General features: G+C 30.4%; 24 protein-coding genes, 3 tRNA genes and 1 riboswitch. Of the genes, 8 read left to right on the top strand and 19 right to left on the bottom strand.

What is annotated here, in order from left to right; genetic code table 11:
- Window positions 1–26: 26 nt before the first annotated feature.
- Entirely contained in the window at window positions 27–575 is a 549-nt protein-coding gene (locus GFJ99_RS07495; protein WP_153208203.1) for an acyl-CoA thioesterase, read from the bottom strand.
- Window positions 576–581: 6 nt separating this feature from the next.
- Window positions 582–1958: a DNA recombination protein RmuC gene (rmuC, locus tag GFJ99_RS07500; RefSeq protein ID WP_153208204.1), complete on the bottom strand. Its 1377-nt coding sequence runs from the start codon at window positions 1956–1958 to the stop codon at window positions 582–584.
- Window positions 1959–2039: 81 nt separating this feature from the next.
- Between rmuC and GFJ99_RS07505 the strand changes: the two genes are divergently transcribed.
- Entirely contained in the window at window positions 2040–2606 is a 567-nt protein-coding gene (locus tag GFJ99_RS07505; RefSeq protein ID WP_153208205.1) for a pseudouridine synthase, read from the top strand.
- A gap of 2 nt (window positions 2607–2608) precedes the next feature.
- Here the strand turns inward: GFJ99_RS07505 and GFJ99_RS07510 are convergent, their stop codons facing one another.
- The 6 genes from GFJ99_RS07510 to GFJ99_RS07535 all read right to left on the bottom strand — a co-directional run bounded on the left by GFJ99_RS07510 (window position 2609) and on the right by GFJ99_RS07535 (window position 8024).
- Window positions 2609–3586 (bottom strand): hypothetical protein, encoded by a 978-nt coding sequence (locus GFJ99_RS07510; RefSeq protein ID WP_153208206.1) that lies wholly within the window; start codon window positions 3584–3586, stop codon window positions 2609–2611.
- 7 nt (window positions 3587–3593) lie between these two features.
- Window positions 3594–4355: a dienelactone hydrolase family protein gene (locus GFJ99_RS07515; protein WP_153208207.1), complete on the bottom strand. Its 762-nt coding sequence runs from the start codon at window positions 4353–4355 to the stop codon at window positions 3594–3596.
- 70 nt (window positions 4356–4425) lie between these two features.
- Window positions 4426–5211 carry an ABC transporter ATP-binding protein gene (locus GFJ99_RS07520; protein ID WP_153208208.1) on the bottom strand — a complete coding sequence of 262 codons (786 nt, stop codon included), beginning with the start codon at window positions 5209–5211 and terminating at the stop codon, window positions 4426–4428.
- Between the two features lie 2 nt (window positions 5212–5213).
- Complete coding sequence (locus tag GFJ99_RS07525) at window positions 5214–6239, bottom strand: iron ABC transporter permease (RefSeq protein ID WP_153208209.1); 1026 nt, start codon at window positions 6237–6239, stop codon at window positions 5214–5216.
- 25 nt (window positions 6240–6264) lie between these two features.
- The gene (locus GFJ99_RS07530) at window positions 6265–7395 is read right to left on the bottom strand and encodes an ABC transporter substrate-binding protein (RefSeq protein WP_153208210.1); all 1131 of its coding nucleotides are present in this window, start codon (window positions 7393–7395) and stop codon (window positions 6265–6267) included.
- A 218-nt stretch (window positions 7396–7613) separates the two neighbouring features.
- Entirely contained in the window at window positions 7614–8024 is a 411-nt protein-coding gene (locus GFJ99_RS07535; RefSeq protein WP_153208211.1) for a hypothetical protein, read from the bottom strand.
- 80 nt (window positions 8025–8104) lie between these two features.
- A riboswitch (cobalamin riboswitch) is annotated at window positions 8105–8307 on the top strand.
- A 79-nt stretch (window positions 8308–8386) separates the two neighbouring features.
- On the opposite strand from GFJ99_RS07535, the gene GFJ99_RS07540 reads away from it, so the two are divergent.
- The 5 genes from GFJ99_RS07540 to GFJ99_RS07560 all read left to right on the top strand — a co-directional run bounded on the left by GFJ99_RS07540 (window position 8387) and on the right by GFJ99_RS07560 (window position 12454).
- Window positions 8387–10324 carry a TonB-dependent siderophore receptor gene (locus GFJ99_RS07540; protein WP_153208212.1) on the top strand — a complete coding sequence of 646 codons (1938 nt, stop codon included), beginning with the start codon at window positions 8387–8389 and terminating at the stop codon, window positions 10322–10324.
- A 114-nt stretch (window positions 10325–10438) separates the two neighbouring features.
- On the top strand, window positions 10439–10954 hold the full coding sequence (locus GFJ99_RS07545; RefSeq protein WP_008253778.1) for an RNA polymerase sigma factor: 516 nt from the start codon (window positions 10439–10441) through the stop codon (window positions 10952–10954).
- Entirely contained in the window at window positions 10935–11378 is a 444-nt protein-coding gene (locus tag GFJ99_RS07550) for a hypothetical protein (RefSeq protein ID WP_153208213.1), read from the top strand. The genes GFJ99_RS07545 and GFJ99_RS07550 overlap by 20 nt, the downstream gene beginning before the upstream one ends.
- Window positions 11379–11386: 8 nt before the next feature.
- Window positions 11387–11917: a DUF4252 domain-containing protein gene (locus GFJ99_RS07555; RefSeq protein WP_153208214.1), complete on the top strand. Its 531-nt coding sequence runs from the start codon at window positions 11387–11389 to the stop codon at window positions 11915–11917.
- Window positions 11918–11920: 3 nt separating this feature from the next.
- Complete coding sequence (locus tag GFJ99_RS07560; protein WP_153208215.1) at window positions 11921–12454, top strand: DUF4252 domain-containing protein; 534 nt, start codon at window positions 11921–11923, stop codon at window positions 12452–12454.
- 26 nt (window positions 12455–12480) lie between these two features.
- Here GFJ99_RS07560 and GFJ99_RS07565 read toward each other — a convergent pair whose 3' ends face one another.
- The 7 genes from GFJ99_RS07565 to GFJ99_RS07595 all read right to left on the bottom strand — a co-directional run bounded on the left by GFJ99_RS07565 (window position 12481) and on the right by GFJ99_RS07595 (window position 16697).
- Window positions 12481–12924, bottom strand: a complete 444-nt coding sequence (locus tag GFJ99_RS07565; RefSeq protein ID WP_008253768.1) for a sterol desaturase family protein — start codon at window positions 12922–12924, stop codon at window positions 12481–12483.
- A gap of 85 nt (window positions 12925–13009) precedes the next feature.
- A complete protein-coding gene (locus GFJ99_RS07570) occupies window positions 13010–13849 on the bottom strand; it encodes a phytoene/squalene synthase family protein (RefSeq protein WP_153208216.1) in 840 nt (279 codons plus the stop codon).
- 2 nt (window positions 13850–13851) lie between these two features.
- Window positions 13852–15312 carry a phytoene desaturase family protein gene (locus tag GFJ99_RS07575; protein WP_162523940.1) on the bottom strand — a complete coding sequence of 487 codons (1461 nt, stop codon included), beginning with the start codon at window positions 15310–15312 and terminating at the stop codon, window positions 13852–13854.
- A gap of 55 nt (window positions 15313–15367) precedes the next feature.
- Window positions 15368–16267 (bottom strand): MerR family transcriptional regulator, encoded by a 900-nt coding sequence (locus tag GFJ99_RS07580; protein WP_153208217.1) that lies wholly within the window; start codon window positions 16265–16267, stop codon window positions 15368–15370.
- A 132-nt stretch (window positions 16268–16399) separates the two neighbouring features.
- A tRNA-Leu gene (locus GFJ99_RS07585) sits at window positions 16400–16482 on the bottom strand.
- 43 nt (window positions 16483–16525) lie between these two features.
- Window positions 16526–16598 (bottom strand) — tRNA-Lys (locus GFJ99_RS07590).
- A gap of 26 nt (window positions 16599–16624) precedes the next feature.
- A tRNA-Lys gene (locus GFJ99_RS07595) sits at window positions 16625–16697 on the bottom strand.
- Window positions 16698–16825: 128 nt separating this feature from the next.
- Between GFJ99_RS07595 and GFJ99_RS07600 the strand changes: the two genes are divergently transcribed.
- Complete coding sequence (locus GFJ99_RS07600; RefSeq protein ID WP_153208218.1) at window positions 16826–17341, top strand: shikimate kinase; 516 nt, start codon at window positions 16826–16828, stop codon at window positions 17339–17341.
- Here the strand turns inward: GFJ99_RS07600 and GFJ99_RS07605 are convergent.
- From GFJ99_RS07605 to GFJ99_RS07615, 3 genes are read right to left on the bottom strand one after another with little or no spacing between them, the layout of a single operon-like run.
- Entirely contained in the window at window positions 17333–17827 is a 495-nt protein-coding gene (locus GFJ99_RS07605; protein ID WP_008253753.1) for a phosphoribosyltransferase family protein, read from the bottom strand. The genes GFJ99_RS07600 and GFJ99_RS07605 overlap by 9 nt on opposite strands.
- An 8-nt stretch (window positions 17828–17835) precedes the next feature.
- The gene (locus GFJ99_RS07610; protein WP_153208219.1) at window positions 17836–18402 is read right to left on the bottom strand and encodes a methyltransferase domain-containing protein; all 567 of its coding nucleotides are present in this window, start codon (window positions 18400–18402) and stop codon (window positions 17836–17838) included.
- A complete protein-coding gene (locus tag GFJ99_RS07615; RefSeq protein ID WP_008253749.1) occupies window positions 18403–18801 on the bottom strand; it encodes an RNA-binding S4 domain-containing protein in 399 nt (132 codons plus the stop codon).
- Window positions 18802–18882: 81 nt separating this feature from the next.
- Between GFJ99_RS07615 and GFJ99_RS07620 the strand changes: the two genes are divergently transcribed.
- Window positions 18883–19869, top strand: a complete 987-nt coding sequence (locus GFJ99_RS07620; RefSeq protein ID WP_153208220.1) for an FKBP-type peptidyl-prolyl cis-trans isomerase — start codon at window positions 18883–18885, stop codon at window positions 19867–19869.
- A 251-nt stretch (window positions 19870–20120) separates the two neighbouring features.
- Here GFJ99_RS07620 and GFJ99_RS07625 read toward each other — a convergent pair whose 3' ends face one another.
- Entirely contained in the window at window positions 20121–20816 is a 696-nt protein-coding gene (locus GFJ99_RS07625; RefSeq protein WP_153208221.1) for a DUF4197 domain-containing protein, read from the bottom strand.
- Window positions 20817–20821: the final 5 nt, after the last annotated feature.

A 20821-nucleotide genomic window follows, 5' to 3' on the forward strand; every position in this document is an offset into this window, starting at 1 on the left:
TAATATTTTTTTAAAATAAATGTGTTTTAATTGTTAATTTTCACAATTACATTGTAATTTTTTAAATTCTCAATTACAGCTTCAGAAGAATGGTCAAACTTTTCTTCCAATGTTTTTAGTTTCTTCTTTTGACTAATTCTTCTAATTGCATCATAAAAACGACGAACTTCTTCAAAGTTGGATAAAATTAATTTGGGAACTTTTACATTAATGCTATTTTCGTCTTTTGCAACCATTGTAAAATAACTTGAATTACAGTGTTTTACTTTACCCGTTTGAATATTTTCTGAAACAACTCGAATACCTACAACCATTGAACTATTACCAACGTAATTTACTGAAGCTTTTAGGGTGACTAATTCTCCAATTTCAACCGGATTTAGAAAGTCTACAGTATCTACAGAAGCCGTTACACAATAACAACCCGAAAATTTAGAAGCACTTGCAAATGCAATCTGATCCATTAAACTTAATAAGTAGCCTCCATGTATTTTTCCACTAAAATTAGAATGTGATGGTAACATTAATTCTGATAATGTAATTTTTGAAGCGGCAACGGTATTGGCAGTATGCATAAGATGTTAATTTTCTTCAGTTAATTCGTTAGGATTATTTTCTGCTCTTTTTAATATGGCTTCTGGAAGCGATTTTTTTGCTTTGGCTCCCATTTTTTTCAATTTTTCAACACTAGTAATTAAATTCCCTTTGCCTTCTGTAAGTTTGTTCATGGCAGCTCCATATTCTAACTTGGCTTCATCCATTTTTTTACCAATCTTAATTAAATCGGAAACAAAACCTTCAAATTTATCATACAAAGCGCCCGCCTGACGTGCAATTTCAATCGCATTTTCTTGCTGCTTTTGATTCGTCCACATACTATCAATGGTGCGTAAAGTAGCCAAAAGGGTAGAAGGTGTAACGATTACAATATTTTTCTCAAAAGCTTTGTTGTATAAAGTTGTGTCTTCGTTTAAAGCTATAGCAAAAGCCGATTCGATAGGAACAAACAATAAAACGAAATCCGGACTTTCCATTTGGTATAAATCCTGATAATTTTTGTTGCCTAACTGTTCTACATGACGATTTATTGAAACCACATGTTCTTTTAAATGTTGGTTTTTCAGATTATCATCTTCTTCATTAATATAGCGTTCGTATGCCGTAAGCGTTACTTTTGAATCGATAATCATTTTCTTTCCATCTGGAAGATTAATGATAACATCCGGAAAAACACGACTACCATCTTCGGTAGTATGACTTTGCTGAACAAAATATTCGCGATCTTTTTCTAAGCCTGATTTTTCTAAAACGCGTTCCAAAACCAATTCGCCCCAATTTCCTTGCATTTTACTATCACCTTTTAAGGCTTTGGTTAAATTGATGGTTTCTTTGCTCATTTGTTCGTTCATTTCACGAAGTCCCAATATTTGCTGACGTAAAGCCGCATGATAATCAATGCTCTCTTTGTGCGTGTCTTCTACTTTCTTTTCAAAAAGTTGAATTCTATCTTGTAAAGGCGACAAGATATTTTTTAAATTCTCTTTGTTTTGTTCGGTGAATTTAACCGTTTTTTCTTCCAGAATTTTATTGGCTAAATTTTCAAATTCTTTAGTAAATTTCTCCTGAAGTTGTTCTACTTCTTGCTTTTGTTCTTTATTTCTTTCCAATAAATTATCAAAATCATTTTCTTTTTTGGCTAGATGAATAGCTAACGATTCTTTTTCTTTTTGCAGGTTTTCTTTTTCAGATGAAAGTTGGGCAAACGATTTTTCAAACTGATTTCTTTCGGTTTGAAACTGAATTTTTAATTGTTCAATTTGACCTAAAAAACCATTGATTCGTTCTTCTAAACCTGATTTTTCAGATTGTGATTTAGCAGTAAAAAGCATCTTTCCAAGGAAAAGTCCAATGGCAAGTGCAACAATAAACGTAATTAAAATAAGCATTGATTCTGGCATAAATGAATTGTAAAATGTAAAAATACGCAATTAAATCAAACTTCAAATTTGAAAAATGTATTTTTGTAGCAAATATTTAACATGCATCATCATTTCCTTATTCATAAGCCTTATGGCTATTTATCGCAGTTTATTTATGAACTAAAAAGACCTAAAAAATTACTAGGAGAAATATATGATTTTCCTGAAAACACAATGGCTATTGGGCGTTTAGATGAAGATTCAGAAGGCTTACTTTTATTAACCACTGATGGCATGATGAGTGAAATTGTACGAAGCAAAAAAGTTGAAAAAGAATATTACGCTCAAGTAGATGGATTAATTACTGAAGATGCCATTGAAAAACTTAAAAATCGAGTTGAAATTGGTTTTAATGGAAAAAAATACCTGACTAAAAAATGCAACGCTTTTATTTTAGAAACGATTCCCAATTTAGGTGAAAGAGGAAAAAAAATCAGAGATGAACGACACGGTCCAACTTCTTGGGTTTCGATAACTTTAACCGAAGGTAAATTTCGTCAAGTGCGAAAAATGACATCCGCAGTTGGTTTTCCTACATTACGATTGGTTCGTGTGCGTGTAGGAAATATTCATTTGAATGATTTGAAAGCCGGAGAAGTTGTAGAAGTGAGTGGTTTTGATGTGTGAAATTATTCAGCATTTAGTTCTAAATCAAATAGATAATCGTTTCTATTGTAATTCAAACTATTTTTATAAACTTCAAATTTTGGATTTGGATATTTTATTAATGCTATGTCTAAATATTTTGACAAATATTTTCTTTTCTTTTTATTCCTAGTAGAAATCGTTTTTTTGAAAGCTTCATGTATCTCCGGTGAATCAGGATAAAAGGTAAGAGTTTGGTATAAAGTTCTCCATTTTGGAAAATTGAAATATCTTTCTTTCCAATCTTTTTTGAATATTTTGATTAAATAAGGAAGAAAAGAATTATTAGGGAAGTTCTGAACTGCTTTAATTCCATAAACATTATATTTTTCGTCCATCAAATAATTAATTATGATTTCAATATCATTTTTATTTTTAAATTTTGCTAATTGTATTATTGATTCAGGAAATTTTTTTTCTTTGGCAATTTTTCTAAGAAGCTCATGATTTTTTTCAATGATCTCAAGATTTTTAATTAGTCCAGCTTTGAAGATGCTATTAGAATTAGCATCATTTAAAATCAAATTTTCTATAAACTTCACGAAATCATCATAATTACTAGACTTATTCTCTTTCATTTTATGAAAAGTAATTCTAGTAAGTTCATCACCAAAAGTTGATTCATAAAAATCAGGCATGTTGAATGTAATAACTTTTGGATTATTAATATTTTTAAGTAATATTTCTATGCTTTTTTGTTCATTAATTCCAACAATATAATAAAATGCTACTAATTTTTTAAAATCATTATTTTTATCTAAAATGGTTATTAATTCGTTTTCATTGTATGATTCAATAACCGATTCTGATTTAGATAAACTATCTAAAATATTTAAGTAATTGACATCTAACTTATTTTTAGATGCCAATTTTTGAGTAATATTTTCAATCTTTATTTCTACATTTTGGGATAAAATGGATTCAAATAATAGAATAAATATTAGAATTGGTTTAAAATTCATTTAATTATTATTTAAAAATCTCCATAAAAAAAGTTTTCATCGCTTCCCAACTTCTTTTATCGGCTAATTCGTTGTAAGCAGCACCTTTGCTGTTATCACTTCCGGCATCTTTGTGTGTAAAGGCATGAACTGCATTAGCATAATAATTCATTTGCCAATCTGCTTTAGATTCACGCATTTCGTTTTGAAAAGCTTCCACTTCTTTCGCAGGAACATAAAAATCATCTGCTCCATGTAACACTAAAACTTTTGTTTTAATTTCATTCGTTGGGCTATTCGCAGCTTTTCCTAAACCACCATGAAAAGAAACTACGCCTTTTACGTTTAAATTTCCTCTAGCTGCTTCAATAGCACCTGTTCCTCCAAAACAATAACCAATCACCGCAATCTGATTTACATCAGCTCCAGCTTTCACTAATTCATCAATAGCCAACTGAATTCTTTTTTGATATTCTAATGGATTATTTTTGTAAAAACCTGCATTTTTTCCAGCTTCTCCTGTGTTTTTCGGATTGTTTCCAACACCATAAATATCAGCTACAAAAGCATGATAACCAAGTTTTGCCAATGCTTCAGCTGATTCTTTTGCGTGTGCATCAATTCCCATCCAAGCGGGTAAAACAACTACACCAATTTTTTTAGGATTTGCTTTTAAAGACTTAGCAAAAAAACCTTCTAGCTTTTGATTGCCATCAAAATAATCTACTGTTTTTAATTGTCCAAAACTATTCAAACTCGCTAATATTAGTGTAATGTATAAATACTTCATAATTTTTTTTAGTAAAATTATAAAAATAGTTAATGATGAACGTTAAACAAAAGGTAAAATTGAGATAAATCTATTTAATTTTAAACTTACCAATAGTTGCATCAAAAGTTAAGTGCTCGGTATTGAAAAGTGTATTAAATATTCCGGTTTGTATTAAATTACAGGGTTGGTCTTGCACAATTTGAGTCGGAGTAAAAACAATCATTTCATCCGCCATTTGAATAGCTAAATCAATATCATGTGAAGAGTAAAGTATGGTTTTACCAGTTTCATGGGTTAATTTTTGCAATAATTTCAACAAAGTCGCTTTGTGAACCAAATCTAAATGGGTTGTAGGTTCGTCCAAAATAATAATCGAAGTGTCTTGCGCCAAAGCTCTTGCTATAAGTGCAATTTGCAACTGACCATCGCTAATTTCGTCGTGTTTTTTATGAATTAAATGACCAATTTCAGTTAAGGCAATGGCTTCATTAATTTTAATTTTATCTTCTTCAGATAAAGTTCCCAACCAATTAGTATATGGCTGTCTTCCTAAAGCGATGATTTCGTAAATCGTTAAATTACTTGGTGGTAATTTTTCGGTTAAAACGATGCTTAATTCTTGCGCTAAATCAAGTGGTTTAAAACTTTGAAGCGGTTTGTTTAATAGCGTAATTTCACCTTGTAAAGAAGGAATGATTCCGGTTATTGTTTTTAACAATGTTGATTTCCCAATTCCGTTTTCACCAATTAAAGCGATTAATTTCCCTTTTTCTAAACCAAGATTAATGTTTTGAGCAATAGTAATTGTTTCCGATTTGGTTTTGTAGCCAATCGAAAGGTTTTTGGTTTGTATGGTGAAATTTTGGTTGTTCATAATTAAAATCGTTTCTTTCTAACCAACAACCAAATAACTACTGGTGCTCCAATTACTGAAGTTATCGCATTAATAGGTAAGGTTATGTCATTTCCTGGAACTTGCGCAATGGTATCACAACAAAGCATTACAATAGCGCCAACCAAAAGTGTACTCCAAAACAATACCAAATGATTACTCGTTTGAAACAATAATTTAGCGATGTGCGGAACGGCCAAACCTATAAAAGCAATTGGACCCGCAAAAGCGGTAATGCTTCCTGCTAAAATACTGGTGGCGATAATGATTAAAAAACGAGTTTTCTTATAGTTGATTCCGATACTTTGTGCGTATTTTTCTCCTAATAATAAAGCATTTAAAGGTTTGATCACCATGAAACTAATTCCAATTCCAATGACAACAAAAACGGATAAAAGTGAAATTTCATTCCATGATAAATTAGAAATACTTCCCATGGACCAAAACGTGAATTTCTGCAATTTTTCAGCCGTAGTAAAGTAAGATAGAACTGAAACTATAGCACTAGTAAAACTTCCAAACATCAATCCTACAATCAGAATTGCCATAGTGTCTTTTAGTTTTTGAGAAACCAATAAAACGGCCATCAAGACTAAAAAACTACCTAAACTAGAAGCTATTACTATTCCGTAATTTGATAAAAAGAAGGAAGAGATAAAAGTGGGTAAAAATCCAGTTCCTAAAATGATAAACGCAACTCCTAAACTCGCACCCGAACTCAATCCTAAAACATAAGGTCCAGCCAACGGATTTCTGAACAACGTTTGCATCAACAATCCGCTCATCGAAAGTCCGATTCCTACTAAAATTGCGGTTATGGCTTTTGGGAAACGGAAATTCCACAGAATAATTTCCCAACTTTCCTTACTCATGTCTTGCGATAAAAGTCCGTTAACCACTTCTTTTATAGGAATAGAAACGGAACCTAAGCTAATATTCACCAAAAACAAAAACACCATTACTAAAAGTAAGATGATGAAAATTAAGTTTTGTTTTTTGGTTAATGGCATGCGTTAATTTTTTGGCTAAATTACGTTATTTTAATTTCTCAAAAAAGAACAACTCATAATCAGGCAACACTTCAGGATGTAAAATTTTTACAATATCTTTCAAAACCAAATCTGGTCGATTTTGCGCTAATTCGTAATAAATTACGCCACCTGTTTTGCCTTTTTTGGTACTAAATGAGTAAACGTTTTTGTTTGCAACCGCTTTGAAATGAATGTAGTTTGGATTATTATCCAAAATTTGTTGAATTGAACCAAATTGCCCTGGACCAATCCAAAAATCAGCATCTTTGGCTTTGTCTAAAACACTTTCGAATGATAAAGCTAAACTTCCCGTTCCTTTGGAGTCTTTCCATAGATAATTTCCGTTAGCTTCTTTTAAGAAATAGGCCGCCCAACTATCGCCTTGTGGTAAAAACCATTGGTCTTCGTAGATAGCACCTGCAAAAATAGTCGGTTGGTTTTTTGTATTTTTTGCTAATGTTAATACCGAATTATATTCTTTCTCAATCGAGTTAAAAATTTCAGTTGCTTTTTCGTCTAAATCGTACAAAGCGCCAAAGAACTTAATCCATTCCGCTTTTCCTAAAGGTGTTTTTTCTGTCCAATCTCCGTTGAAGATGATTTTCTGATCGTTTTTTTCTAAGTTTTTGTAAGTTTTTAAATCACCATCCACACTAAATCCAACGATTACATCAGGTTGAATGTCCAAAATAACTTCGGTATTTAATCCTTGATTGGAACCTAAATCTCTCACTTTTCCAGCATCAATTAATGCTCTTGTTTTTTCAGAAGAAATATATTCTGTGGTTGGAAAACCAATTAATGTGTTTTCTACACCTAATGATTCTAGCGCTGGAATATGTGTGGTTGAGGTTACAATTACTTTTTTAATTGGCACTTCAATCGAAGTAAATTGTTGTAAACTATCTGGAATTTGAACGCCTTTTTTATGAAGAATATAAATGTAATTATCTTCAGCTTCGGGATAAGCATTCGAAACTTTTACAATCGAAAAACCTTCGTGTTTTTCAATAGAAAATCCTTCCGCATGTTGAATGCTATTTTGTACAGTAGTATTCAGATTTACAGAACTTTCTGATTCTTTACATTGGATAAATCCCAAAAATAAAACGACTAACAAGAAATAATGGCGCATGAATTTTTTTTTTGCAAAAGTAGTACTTTACATTCAAAAACAGATTATATGTAACAAATGATGCCAAACGATTTATCAAAAACCACTAAATTTGTCATAAAAAAAACATGAGAACAGATTCAAACGCTTTCCTTTATGCAGTAGCAACTATTATTTTAGCACATTTTGTTATTGGCTTTATTTGGTTGTGGCGTAAGATGAATAAGAAGAAGTAGATTTTAGTTTTTAACAGTTTCTACAGTTATAATATCTGAGGAGTATCTCAAAGTTTTTCCTTTGTATTTCCAAATTTTTATGTAACGGTCATATTCGGTAGAATCTTTTGATTTTAGAGCTACTGTATAAATAGTGTCTTTTTTGTTAGTAAAGGCATAAAGATAAATCATTGTTTTTAAGAAATCATCTTGACCTCTTTTTTCAATTTCGTTTTTTATGTGATAAAATTCATTCAAGACATCTTTATCTGATATTGTCTTAGTTTGAGTTATATCTTTCCTTTTAAACATATTTAATGTTTCTCCAGTTATTGCTTGACCATATTTTTCAGATGTATATTCAATTACTTGGATTTTACTTTTACATGATATTAGAAATGTTAGTAGAATTAAATATGAGATTTTTTTGAGCATACCTTTTTGTTTGTTTTAACGAATTACTTGAAATTTTATTATGCAACCTTAAAAATTAGGAAACTTTTAAAAATTATTTACCTTTGCCCTCGAATTTTGGTTGTTGTTTCTGAATTTTTCAAAACAACATTAAAAGGGAATTAGGTGTAAGACCTAAGCTGTACCCGCAACTGTAAGCTATAAAGCTTGTTATTATCTACATTACCATTGCCACGCCTTGCGTGGTGAGAAGGTTGATAACAAGACGCAAGCCAGGAGACCTGCCACATTCATTGAGTAACAAACTTTCGGGAAAAAAAGTTTGAGTATGGGTAAATTCTGTGCTTTTCTCCCCAATTTATTAAAATTTTATTAACCTTAAAATGAACAAAAAGTTTATTGGCTTAAGTGTATTTACACTGGCTACTGCTTTTGCGTATGCTCAAGAATCAGATACGCTAAAAGTTACTAATTTAAAAGAAGTTGTTGTTTCGGACACAAAATTTGCGCAAAGCAAAGAAAAATCAGGTAAAATTATTGAAGTGATTACCGCGCAAGACTTAGAAGCTAAAAAAGGTCAAAATTTAGCAAATGTGTTGAGTCAAGTTGCGGGAGTTGAAATCAACGGAAATCAATCGTTTAACGGTAAAAATTTAGGCTATTACATTCGTGGTGGTCGCAATCGTCAAGTAGCCATTTATATTGATGGTGTTCCAGTTTCTGATGCTTCAGGAATTAATATCGAATATGATTTGCGTTTGATTCCAGTGGAACAAATTGAGAAAATTGAAGTAATGAAAGGCGCTTCAAGTACGTTATACGGGACTGGAGCTGCGACTGGAGTTATCAATATTACGTTGAAAAAATCAGCTAAAAAAGAAATTTCAGGTAATGCGTACATCAATATGGGAACGCAAAATACTTCGGAAACTTCAAAAACGAGTGCACAAGATTTCAATCAAGGATTATCGGTAAACGGAACTATCAATAAAGTTTCGTACATGACAACTTTAAACAGTACGGAAACCAAAGGAATGTCGGAAGCAGCAGGAGAAGATTTTGAAGAAGATACGTTTTCGAGAGTGAATGTGTTGCAGAAAATAGGTTTCAAAGCAAATGATAAATTAAGTTTTGAGTTTTTTGGGAATTATGACCGAATCAAAAACACATTTGACAATTCGTTTGACGGTTTTATTGCAAATTCTGATGATTTGAACAATAATAGTTTTTCAGAACAATTCAGAATTGGATTTTTGCCAAAATACAAATACAATAAAGGAGAATTTGCAATTAATGCTGGAGCTTCAACTATTGATAGAGTTTTAAATATTTCAAATTCGTGGTCGGGAACGATTGATAATTATAATTATTCAGGACGAAGTGCTTCGATTGATGCTTTCAATAAATACAATTTCAGCAAGCAAGTATATTTAGTTTTAGGTGTGCAATATCAATATTTCGATATGACGCAAAAAGATGCTTACACTGATGTTGCAAGAGAAGGAGCGAAGTTCAATTTATTAGATCCGTATGCAAATTTTGTTTATAATTCTAATTTCGGTTTTAATTTGAATGCTGGTCTTAGGTTAAATTTTCACAGTGAATATGATACATATTATGTGTTAAATATTAATCCAAGCTATACTTTTAAAAATTTACCATTAAAGATTTTAGGCTCAATTAGTGGTGGATATATCACGCCAAGTTTATATCAATTATACGGACCTTACGGAAACTTAGGCTTAACGCCAGAAGAAAATGCTACGGCAGAATTTGGTTTTGAATCGCAATTATTGGATAAGAAGTTGACTATTAATGCAGTTGGTTTTTATAGAGAAGAAGAAAACACATTCGGATTCTATTACAATTCAGCAACATTTGAATCCTATTATATTAATATTGATGGAACTTACAACGCAAAAGGAGTTGAAGCAAGCGTTCGTTACACATTATCTGAAAGATTCAATATAGGTGGAAATTACACTTTTACACAAGTTGAGAAACAATTAAATCGACTAATTCCAAAACATAAAGGAAATGTAGATGTAAGTTATCTATTTAAAAGAGGAACATTCGGAATACAATATCAGTATGTAGATCAAAGAAATGACGCATTTTATAATTCGAATATTTGGGCAACGCAAGCGGTTGATTTATCGGCTTATAAATTAGTAAATTCAAATATTTCATATGAGTTATTGCCAAATCGTTTGCAAGTTTTTGGAGCTGTGACTAATATTTTGAATGAAGATTTTCAAGAAATAATAGGTTACAATACCAGAGGAAGAAATTATAAATTAGGTTTAAATTTCATGTTTTAATTTTATATAATTAATTGGATTTAAAAGGTTTTGGTAATTATTTATCAAAACCTTTTTTTATTTTGTAACAAAATTAATTTACATTCGTCTTCATTATAAACCAACCTATTACAAATGAATCAAATCGAGTTTATACAAATTATAACTCCTTTTAAAGACAAACTATTTCGTTTAGCAAAGCGAATGTTAGTGAGTACTGAAGAAGCTGAAGATGCTACTCAGGAAGTAATGGTTAGGTTGTGGAATAAAAATGATGCTTTAGCGCAATATAATAGTGTGGAAGCTTTGGCAATGACAATGACAAAAAATTATTGTTTAGATCAGTTAAAAAGCAAGAGAGCGACTAATTTACAAATTGTACATAATAATTATCAAGACAAGCAAGCTAGTGTTGAAACACAGATAGAACATCAAAATACGTTGCAATGGGCAGAAAAGTTAATGAACGATTTACCCGAACAACAACGATTGATTGTGCAACTTAGAGAAATTGAAGAATACGAATTTTCAGAAATTGCTCAAGTATTAGAAATGAATGAAACAGCGGTTCGAGTAGCTTTATCAAGAGCACGAAAAACCTTAAGAGAACAAATAGAAAAAACACATAATTATGGAACTCAAGTTAGTTGAACAATTATTGGAAAAATACTTTCAAGGAGAAACTACAATAGCAGAAGAGAAACAATTAAAGGCCTATTTTTCTTCAAACGATGTGGTGCCACATTTGGCAAAATATCAATCGCTTTTTGGTTACTTTGAAACACAAAAAGAAACGCAATTCAAACAAAAACTTCCATTACAACCTAGAAAACAAAGATCTGTAAAATGGATAGGTATCGCAGCAAGTTTTGTAGTGCTTTTTGGATTGGCAACCTTTTATTTTTATCCTTCGGTTCCTAATAATGAAGATTTAGGAACATATGATAATCCAGAGGAAGCCTTTGCCGCTACACAGAAAGCCTTGTTAATGGTTTCAGAACAAGTAAACATTGGCATGGAAAGTGTAGTATATTTAGAAGAATATGAAAAAACAAAAAAAACAATTTTTAAATAATAAAAGCAATGAAAAATTTAGTAGTAGTTATAGCATTTTTAATGGCATCAATAGTTTCTTTTTCTCAAAATACAGCATTTGATAAATATGAAGACAATCCAATGATTCAATCGGTTATTGTGAATAAAACGATGTTTCAAATGATGAGTAAAGTTAAAGCTGATCCAAAAGATAAAGAATTACAGCAATATTTTAATTTACTAAAAAAATTAGACAACTTAAAAGTGTTTACAACTAGTAATGCAAAAATTAGTGCAGATATGAAAGCAACTGTGATGACTTACTTAAAATCAAATCCATTAGAAGAATTAATGCGAGTGAATAGCGATGGTAAAAACGTGAAAATTTACGTTAAGACTGGTGCAAATGAAAATATCGTAAAAGAGCTTTTAATGTTTATTGAAGGAGCGAATATGAAAGATGCTAATACAATTGTTTTATCGTTAACAGGAAATTTTAATTTAGATGAAATTTCTATGTTAACAGAAAAAATGAGCTTGCCAGGTGGTGATGATTTGAAAAAAGCTTCTAAAAAATAAGCCATGAAAAAGTTAGTATTACTTGTTTCAAGTGTGATTTTACTTTGGAGTTGCAATGACAAACCAACACTTCAAAAGTATTTTGTAAAAAACACAGAATCTTCCAAGTTTATTGCGATTGATTTAGCTCCTAATATCATTAAAACAGATAAAGTTGCGATGTCTGAAACCGAAAAAGCAGCTTTAGAATCGTTTGATAAGATGAATGTTATAGCTTTTAAATCAGATTCAACTGATGTAACGGGTTACGAAACGGAAATAAAAGAAGTAAAGGCTATTTTAAAAGAGGAAACCTACCAACAATTAATGAAATTTGGTTCAGGTAATGATGGTGCCGCTATTTATTTTGTAGGCAATGATGATGAACATATTGAAGAATTTGTGGTATTAGCTGGAAAAAAAGAAAACGGTTTTGCCGTTGTAAGAGTTTTAGGAAACGATATGAATCCTACTCATATAATGAACATGCTGAATTTACTTCAAAAATCGAATCTCGATTTAGAGCAACTCAAACCTTTACAGCAACTAATGAAATAAAATAAATCCCGCTACTGCGGGATTTATTAGTTTTTATAATATTTAAAAGGAACTATCAACATTCCGAAACATTCTCCGTGTTCTTTTCCAATATGTTTGTGATGCATTTTATGAGCTCTTCTTACTGCTTTTGCATATTTATTATCAGCGTTTCTAAATATTTTAAAACGTTGATGTATAAATATATCATGAACTAAAAAATAGGCAATTCCATAAGCTAAAATGCCTAAACCAATTGATAAACCTAATTCAAAAGAGCCGGTGCTCCAAGTGTAAAAACAGGTGATACTAACAATGGCATAAAAAATAAAAAAAGCATCATTTCTCTCAAACCAAGAATCATGATCTTTTTTATGATGATCGGCATGTAAACTCCATAAAAAACCATGCATTACGTATTTATGAGTAAACCACGCCATAAATTCCATAATAAAAAACGTTGTAAAAAAAACAAAAACGTGTAACCACATAATATTATAATTTTTAATAATTATATTTTATTTAAAGATGCTGAAACGAGTTCAGCATGACAAATCAACCATCATTAAACAATCATCAAATAATGTTTAATCGATATTTAACATAGCATCTTGCTAGTAATTGTACTTTCTGATAATCTGAGACTCTTATTCTCGTGTTTTTAATTTCAAGTGAAGGTGTCTTTTGAAGTTTTTTTAATAACTTTTTATAATAGCGATATGCTGTATAAACACCAAATTTAGCCTCTAACGGGAGATTTTTAATTCCTTCAAATGCAGCTTCAAAATCACTTTCAATATCTGCAATAATCTCTTGTTTCGATTTTTCATCTAAATGATTTAAATCGGTATTTGGAAAATAAGTTCTACTTAGATCTTCAAAATCAGCTTTTAAATCGCGCAAGAAATTCACTTTTTGAAAAGCTGAACCTAATCGCATAGCTGAATCTTTTAATTCATTGTACTTTTCTTCATTTCCGTTTACAAAAACTTTTAAGCACATTAAACCCACTACGTCGGCTGATCCGTAAATATATTCTTGGTATTCTTCTGTTGTTTTGTATTCACTTTTACTTAAATCTAATTTCATACTTTTCATAAAAGCATCAATCATTTCTAGTGGAATATTGTACTTGTTTACCGTATATTGAAATGAATTTAATATTGGATTTAAACTTATTTTGTGTTCTAAAGCATCAGTTAAATCTTGTTCAAATTTAGAAAACAGAAATGCTTTATCGTAATCATGAAATGAGTCTACAATTTCATCTGCAAAGCGAACAAAACCATATATATTGTAAATATCTTGTCTAATACTAGGTGCTAACATTTTTACAGCACTAGAAAATGAAGTACTGTATGCCTTTGTAACTTTTACACTACAATCATTAGAAACTTTGTCAAATAGTGCTTTCATGCTTATTTATATTTTTCTATTAAATCTGATACTAATTTTCCAGAAATTAATGATGGAGGAACTCCAGGTCCTGGAACAGTTAATTGTCCGGTAAAATATAAGTTTTTCACTTTTTTACTTTTCAATTTAGGTCTTAAAAAAGCGGTTTGTAATAGTGTGTTTGCCATACCATAAGCATTCCCTTTATATGAATTATAATCTTTTATAAAATCATTTACGCAAAACGATTCTTTAAAGATAATATTATTTTTTACTTTTTGGTTGGTTAATCGCTCAAGGCGTGAAATTATTTTTTCAAAATAAATTTCTCTTAACTCATTAGTGTCTTCTAAACCAGGAGCTAGCGGAATTAAAAAGATAGCCGCTTCTTTTCCTTCAGGCGCACAATTATCGTCTGTTTTCGATGGAAAACTCGCATAAAATAGTGGATCTTCAGGCCATTTTGGATTGTCGTAAATGGCTTCGGCATGAATATCAAAATCTACATCAAAAAATAAAGAATGATGTTCTACATTTTCAATTTTTTTATCAAAACCAACATAAAATAGGAGTGAAGAAGGAGCAAATGTTTTGGTTTCCCAATAATTTTCAGAATACTGACGGTAATTTTTCTCTAATAATGTTTCTGAATGATGATAATCAGCACCACTTAAAACGATATCAGCAGCTACGATTTTGTTATTCACTAAAATGCCTGTTGCTTTACCATTTGTAACATCAATTTTTTCAACGTTAGCATTAGTTTCAATTTTTACACCTAAATCTTTTGCAAGTGCTTCCATTGCTAATATAACAGAATACATGCCGTTTTTAGGATGCCATGTTCCTAAACCAAAATCGGCAAAATTCATAAAATTATAAAATGATGGCGTATCACTTGGTTTAGCACCTAAAAACAAAACTGGAAATTCTAAAATTTGAACCAATTTCATGTTTTTAAATCTTTTACGAACATCCTTTTTAATGTTGCTAAAAAACTGATTTACTTTTTTTGCAGTTTCTAAAGTAATTAATTCTAATGGAGATTCTCCTGGGCGATATACTAAATCTCTAATAGCAATGTCGTAATTACTTTTAGCTTCTGCCATGAATTGCTCGAGTTCCTTACCACTTCCTTTTTCAATAGATTCAAAAGTAGCTACTATTTCAGGTAAATTATCTGCAATAGTTACAAAATCTAGCTCACCAAAATAAACTTGATAAGCAGGAGATAACTTAATCAATTCATAGTAGTCAGACGGTTTTTTACCAAAATCTGCAAAAAAACGCTCAAATACATCAGGCATCCAATACCATGTTGGACCAATATCAAAAGTAAATCCTTCTTTTTTAAGTTGACGGGCTCTTCCACCTATAGTGCTGTTTTTTTCATAAATAGTAACATTATTGCCCGCTTTTGCTAAATAGCAAGCTGCAGATAATGCAGAAAATCCAGATCCAATTATTGCAATTTTTTTACTCACTTGAATATAATTTGTTTAACAAAAATAATAAAAAAGTTAAACAAAACAAATCTTTTTACAAAGTATTTGCTAGCTCCTCAATACTACTAAATAAATGTATGTTTTTTGATAGTTCTTTTGTAGTTATAAATTGCGTCATTCTTCCTAATAACAATAATTCGTGATTGGTATTATCTAAAAGTTTTGTTTGCATATCAACTATATAATCGTTGATTTCTTCTTGATTTGGTTCTACCGTAAGATAACTTACAAAAGTAATTTTCTCAAATGAATTTTTTAAGTCAACTAGACTATTAGTTGGAATACTTTCTCCTAAATAAATAGTTTGGTAGCCGTTTAGTAATATTTCGTAGTTTAAATACATTAATCCTAATTCGTGTATTTCATTTAACGGAAGGAATAATACAAAAACTTTATCGTTTTTAGTGGGTTCTAAAACTTGAACCTTTTCGGTATTAATTAATAATTTTTGTTTAATTAAATACGTAATGAAATGTTCATGCGATGGTGAAATTGTTTCCGTTTGCCATAAGAAACCTAATTCTTGCATTAGGGGTATAAATACAGTATAAAAAACTTCTTTAAATGTTTTTTCGTTTAAAAGTTCGTTGTAAGTATTAAAAAACAAGGATTGATCAAAATTCATCATAGCCATTTTAAAAGTACTTATGGCATGATTTTTAGCGCTTTTTTCAGAAATGATATCGTTAGATAGCTTGTTTATTTGTGCTTGATCTAAAGTTGCAATTTTTGAAATTTTATACCCGTAATTATGTAGTAAAACAATATTTAAAAGCTTTTGTAAGTTTTTAATATCGTATGAACGAATGTTAGTATCAGAACGCATTGGCTCCAAAACGTTGTAGCGTTTTTCCCAAATACGAATAGTATGTGCTTTTATACCAGAAAGATTTTCTAAGTCTTTAATACTGAAAACATTTTTTACATTGTTCATTTTAAAATTAATTTTGTTTAACAAAAGTAATAAAAAAAGTAAACAAATATGTTTTATCTAAAAAAAAATGTTTAATTATTATCAAAATAAGCTAAACAAATATGTTTTTTTGAAAATGAGAGAAGTTAAAAGTGATCATGGAGGGATTTGAACCCTCACGCCCTTGCGAGCACCACCCCCTCAAGATGGCGAGTCTACCGTTTCTCCACATGACCTTAAATGAAAAAAGTTAAGCAAAATGCTTAACTTTTTATTTTGTGACCTGGCTGGGGCTCGAACCCAGGACCCCATCATTAAAAGTGATGTGCTCTACCAACTGAGCTACCAAGTCGTAGCGTTCAAGGGGAAAAAATGTAGTGACCTGGCTGGGGCTCGAACCCAGGACCCCATCATTAAAAGTGATGTGCTCTACCAACTGAGCTACCAAGTCATTTATTTCCTTGAATGCGGGTGCAAATATATAAACATTTATTTAGTTTGCAATGGTAATTTATTATAAATTTGTCTTTTTTTAAAATTAATTTCTTAACCCTTTAATTTATAGGGGATTATTTATTTATGAAAATAGTATTGTTAGGTTATATGGGGTGTGGTAAGTCTGTGGTTGGTGAATTTTTAGCAAAAAAAATACAAATTCCTTTCTATGATTTAGATAATGAAATTGAAAAAATAACTCAAAATTCTGTTTCTGAATTGTTTCAAAATAAAGGAGAGATATTTTTCAGAAAAAAAGAAAACGAAGTTTTAAAAACCTATTTAGACAAAAATGAAGACTTTGTTTTAAGTTTGGGAGGAGGTACTCCATGTTATTACAATAATCATGAATTATTGCAGAGAGAAGATATATTTTCTGTTTACTTAAAAGCTACAACAGCCACTTTAGTTAGCCGATTAATTAATGAAAAGTCTAAAAGACCATTGTTGAATAACCAAGATGAAGCCTCATTAAATGATTTTATTAATAAGCATTTATTTGATCGAAACTATTATTATCATCAAGCTACAAAAACAATTATGGTTGACGATAAGTCAGTTGACGATATTGTGAAAGAACTACTAACAATGTTAGCTTAAATAAGCAAACGAATTATTTTCTTCAAAAACCACTTGTATGTGCTCTTGTAATGAAGTTGAAAGAGAAAGTCCTTTAAAATCAGCTTTAACCGGGTATTTTTTATGATTTCTATCCACTAAAACTGCTGTTTTAAATTTGTTTAATGGAACTTCTAAAAAGTGTTTAACTCCATAAATTAATGTAGTTCCAGAACTTAAAACATCGTCAATTAAAACTAAAGACTTGTTTTGGTATGCTGTTGCAGGAATTGAAGTTGTTATTGTTTTTTGTGGATTTTGTTTATCGATTTTAACTTCACAAAGCGTTACTTTTAAGTCAGAAATTAATGCTAATTCATTTGCTATTTTTTGAGCAAAAATAAAACCATTAGTTGCGATTCCTGCTAAAATTACTTCTTCATCATTTACAAAAGTCTCAAAAATTTGATAAGCAATACGTTTTGTTTTATGAGTAATTTCTTTGTGTGTTAAAATAATATTTTCCATTTGTGTTGTTATTTGGTCTCAAAGATAAAAAAGAGTTCTTTATTTTCTCGTGGCTTTATCGAATTATATGCTCTTTCTAATGTTTTTATAGAAAACGTATTTGAAAAAAGTGTTATATATTCGCTTTTTGAACCTCCAAATGGCGGTCCTTCTGAAGTAAGCGGGAAATCAAATAATAATCCAGCAAATTTTCCATTTGGATTTAACAAAGAAGTCATTTTTTCTACATAGCGTTGTCGCATTTCAGGGGGTAATGCACAAAAAAAAGTTTGTTCTAGAATTAAATCAAATGTTGTTGTTAATGAAAAAAAATCAGCATTTATAAGGTGTGAAAAATATTTGGGTTTTCTTTTTTTGATGTTTTCTAAAGGTGTTATCGCAATATCAACCACAAATACATTCTTAAATCCGTTGTCAATTAAATAATCAAATTCATGTCCATTTCCTGCTCCAGGAATTAAAATTGTCAGATTCTTATCGGTTAATTGATCTATATATTCTTTTAATGGAGTGGTAATCGTTCCGGCATCCCATCCGGTTTCTCCTTTTTGATAACGTTCTTCCCAGTAATTCATTTATTCGGTTTTATTGGTATCATCTATTTCATCGGCATCCCATAAATAATCATCAATATCTCTTCGTTCTTTTTTAGTAGGGCGCCCAGTTCCATTTGCTCGGTAATGTTCTTTTGATAATTTAAGTAATTCTAAATGTTCAAAAGCTTCTGCCGGAGTTTCGTCTTTTCGATACATATCAACTAACTTGGCTCCCAATCGATTTTGAGGCATGTCTAAAATGGTTAGTTTGTAGTTGATTTGGTCCTTGCGAAGTGTAATTTTATCTGTAGGATATACTTCTCTAGACGCTTTTGCAACCTGACCATTAACAGTAATATGTCCTTTTTTTACAGCTTCTGTAGCTATGCTTCGGGTTTTGTAATAACGTAAACACCATAAAAGTTTATCTATACGCATAATATAAATCAAAAAACCATGTTAATATTTCAACAAAAATAAATGAAAATTGTATCTTGCGCACATAAAATTTGCATAATAATGAAGAGCTTGTTTAAATTAGTATTAGTTTTAGGATTATTTAATGGTTTATATTCTTGTCAGAACGATAGTGGGACTACAATCACAGAGGATAGACCATACGATGAAGTTTATTTAGAAGATATAGCTGAAATAGAAGATTTTTTAGATACGCATTATGTTACGGTTGATGCGGATTATAATACTATTTTTACTCAAATTCCAGATGGAGGAACTCAAACTCCAATTTCTGATATGCCAGAATTAGAATTTAAAGAAGTTGATTTACATGATATTACTTATAAAGTTTATTATTTAAATCTAAGAGAAGGTAGCGGAGAAAACATCACAAGAGTAGATTCTTCTTATGTTTCTTACAAAGGATTTAGTTTTGCAAAGACCACTGTTGATGAAGTTGATACTTATACTCAAACCGTTTTTGATAGTAAACAATCTCCAGTTTGGTTGTCTTTAGATGAAGTAATTAGAGGTTGGACTGAAATTATACCAAGATTTAAAACTGGTACTTTTAGTGCTATGGCAGATGGTTCTATTTCTTTTGATAATTTTGGTGCAGGAGTTATTTTTATTCCTTCTGGTTTAGCTTATTTTAGTTCAGGAACTCTAACTATACCTTCTTATTCACCTTTAATTTTTAATTTTAAATTACATAATTTAAGAAGAAGAGATCATGATAGAGATGGTATTCTATCAATGTATGAATATGGTCCTGATTTTGATGTTGATGCAATTGATACCGATGGCGACGAAAGACCAGATTATATTGACGTAGATGATGATGGAGATGGTGTTTTAACTACAGTAGAAAGATCGTTTACTTATTTAGATGGTTCGGAAACCAAAACAGGGTATTACCCTTACAATGGTGCTCTTATAGATGATCCTTCAACTCCTTATGATGATACTAAAGGTATACCAAGTTGTTCAGATGATTATACAACGCCTACAAGATTAAGAAGACATTTAGATCCTAGTTGTAGGAATTAAATTTGAAATAAAAAAAAGATAGAGACCGATTCAAATCGGTCTTTTTTTATACAAAAAAAAACTCCAACTTTCATTGGAGTGATTTTTACTAAACTAACCTTAACAAATGAGAATTTTATTCTTATTACTTTGCAAATATCTTACCTTTTTTTGAATTCTAATGTTAAGGATTTGTTATACTTATGTTATTGATTATTAAAATTTTACGAAATCGTTTTTTCTGTTTTAAAAGATTTAATCAATAACTATTTTTAATCTTGTAATGCAAAAACGTTTTTTAATAAATTAGAACTTCTTGATCCTAAATTAGTTCTAATTTCTTTCTCTTCAATTGCTATCATTTTAAAAACACCTTCCATTGCTTTGTTTGTTGTATAATCAGTTAAGTCTGGGTTTACTTTTTTTACAAATGGTAGTGAATTGTATTTTGAAATAATTTTACTCCAAACTTTATCAGCTCCAACTTTACTAAAAGAATTTTTAATAACAGGATTAAATTTACTGTATAAAGAAGAAGAGGTTGTATTTTGTAAATAAGTTGTTGCAGAACTTTCATTACCCATTAAAATATTTTTAGCATCAGTAAAACTCATTTGTTTTACAGCATCAACGAAAATTGGAGTAGCTTCTTTAACTGCATCTTCAGCGGCTCTATTCAATACTTTAATTCCTTCATCTGCAAGGCTTGAAAGCCCCATTTGTCTTAGTTTCTGATCTACTTTTTGTAACTCGTCTGGTAATAATATTTTTACGGCTTCATTTTTATAAAAGCCATCTGTTGCAGTAAGTTTTGAAACTTGTTTCTCAATTCCTTTATCTAATGCCTCTTTTAATCCATTTGAAATATCTAATTGACCTAAGCCAAGTGATCCTTGAGCAACTGATTGTTGTAGTTCTCCACATCCAAACAATGCAAATGCAATTAATCCTAATGTAATCTTTTTCATATTCT

Source organism: Flavobacterium sp. LMO6, assembly GCF_009495795.1.
Classification (GTDB): domain Bacteria; phylum Bacteroidota; class Bacteroidia; order Flavobacteriales; family Flavobacteriaceae; genus Flavobacterium.

What these genes read in the sequence shown, in the direction of transcription:
- GFJ99_RS07580 (WP_153208217.1), bottom strand. Translation starts at nt 16,267, where the DNA reads ATGAACAATGTAAAAAATGTTTTCAGTATTAAAGACTTAGAAAATCTT.
- GFJ99_RS07495 (WP_153208203.1), bottom strand. Translation starts at nt 575, where the DNA reads ATGCATACTGCCAATACCGTTGCCGCTTCAAAAATTACATTATCAGAA.
- GFJ99_RS07520 (WP_153208208.1), bottom strand. Translation starts at nt 5,211, where the DNA reads ATGAACAACCAAAATTTCACCATACAAACCAAAAACCTTTCGATTGGC.
- GFJ99_RS07540 (WP_153208212.1), top strand. Translation starts at nt 8,387, where the DNA reads ATGAACAAAAAGTTTATTGGCTTAAGTGTATTTACACTGGCTACTGCT.
- GFJ99_RS07565 (WP_008253768.1), bottom strand. Translation starts at nt 12,924, where the DNA reads ATGTGGTTACACGTTTTTGTTTTTTTTACAACGTTTTTTATTATGGAA.
- GFJ99_RS07610 (WP_153208219.1), bottom strand. Translation starts at nt 18,402, where the DNA reads ATGAATTACTGGGAAGAACGTTATCAAAAAGGAGAAACCGGATGGGAT.
- GFJ99_RS07505 (WP_153208205.1), top strand. Translation starts at nt 2,040, where the DNA reads ATGCATCATCATTTCCTTATTCATAAGCCTTATGGCTATTTATCGCAG.
- GFJ99_RS07555 (WP_153208214.1), top strand. Translation starts at nt 11,387, where the DNA reads ATGAAAAATTTAGTAGTAGTTATAGCATTTTTAATGGCATCAATAGTT.
- GFJ99_RS07560 (WP_153208215.1), top strand. Translation starts at nt 11,921, where the DNA reads ATGAAAAAGTTAGTATTACTTGTTTCAAGTGTGATTTTACTTTGGAGT.
- GFJ99_RS07535 (WP_153208211.1), bottom strand. Translation starts at nt 8,024, where the DNA reads ATGCTCAAAAAAATCTCATATTTAATTCTACTAACATTTCTAATATCA.
- rmuC (WP_153208204.1), bottom strand. Translation starts at nt 1,958, where the DNA reads ATGCCAGAATCAATGCTTATTTTAATTACGTTTATTGTTGCACTTGCC.
- GFJ99_RS07550 (WP_153208213.1), top strand. Translation starts at nt 10,935, where the DNA reads ATGGAACTCAAGTTAGTTGAACAATTATTGGAAAAATACTTTCAAGGA.
- GFJ99_RS07600 (WP_153208218.1), top strand. Translation starts at nt 16,826, where the DNA reads ATGAAAATAGTATTGTTAGGTTATATGGGGTGTGGTAAGTCTGTGGTT.
- GFJ99_RS07530 (WP_153208210.1), bottom strand. Translation starts at nt 7,395, where the DNA reads ATGCGCCATTATTTCTTGTTAGTCGTTTTATTTTTGGGATTTATCCAA.
- GFJ99_RS07615 (WP_008253749.1), bottom strand. Translation starts at nt 18,801, where the DNA reads ATGCGTATAGATAAACTTTTATGGTGTTTACGTTATTACAAAACCCGA.
- GFJ99_RS07570 (WP_153208216.1), bottom strand. Translation starts at nt 13,849, where the DNA reads ATGAAAGCACTATTTGACAAAGTTTCTAATGATTGTAGTGTAAAAGTT.
- GFJ99_RS07620 (WP_153208220.1), top strand. Translation starts at nt 18,883, where the DNA reads ATGAAGAGCTTGTTTAAATTAGTATTAGTTTTAGGATTATTTAATGGT.
- GFJ99_RS07625 (WP_153208221.1), bottom strand. Translation starts at nt 20,816, where the DNA reads ATGAAAAAGATTACATTAGGATTAATTGCATTTGCATTGTTTGGATGT.
- GFJ99_RS07525 (WP_153208209.1), bottom strand. Translation starts at nt 6,239, where the DNA reads ATGCCATTAACCAAAAAACAAAACTTAATTTTCATCATCTTACTTTTA.
- GFJ99_RS07545 (WP_008253778.1), top strand. Translation starts at nt 10,439, where the DNA reads ATGAATCAAATCGAGTTTATACAAATTATAACTCCTTTTAAAGACAAA.
- GFJ99_RS07515 (WP_153208207.1), bottom strand. Translation starts at nt 4,355, where the DNA reads ATGAAGTATTTATACATTACACTAATATTAGCGAGTTTGAATAGTTTT.
- GFJ99_RS07510 (WP_153208206.1), bottom strand. Translation starts at nt 3,586, where the DNA reads ATGAATTTTAAACCAATTCTAATATTTATTCTATTATTTGAATCCATT.
- GFJ99_RS07605 (WP_008253753.1), bottom strand. Translation starts at nt 17,827, where the DNA reads ATGGAAAATATTATTTTAACACACAAAGAAATTACTCATAAAACAAAA.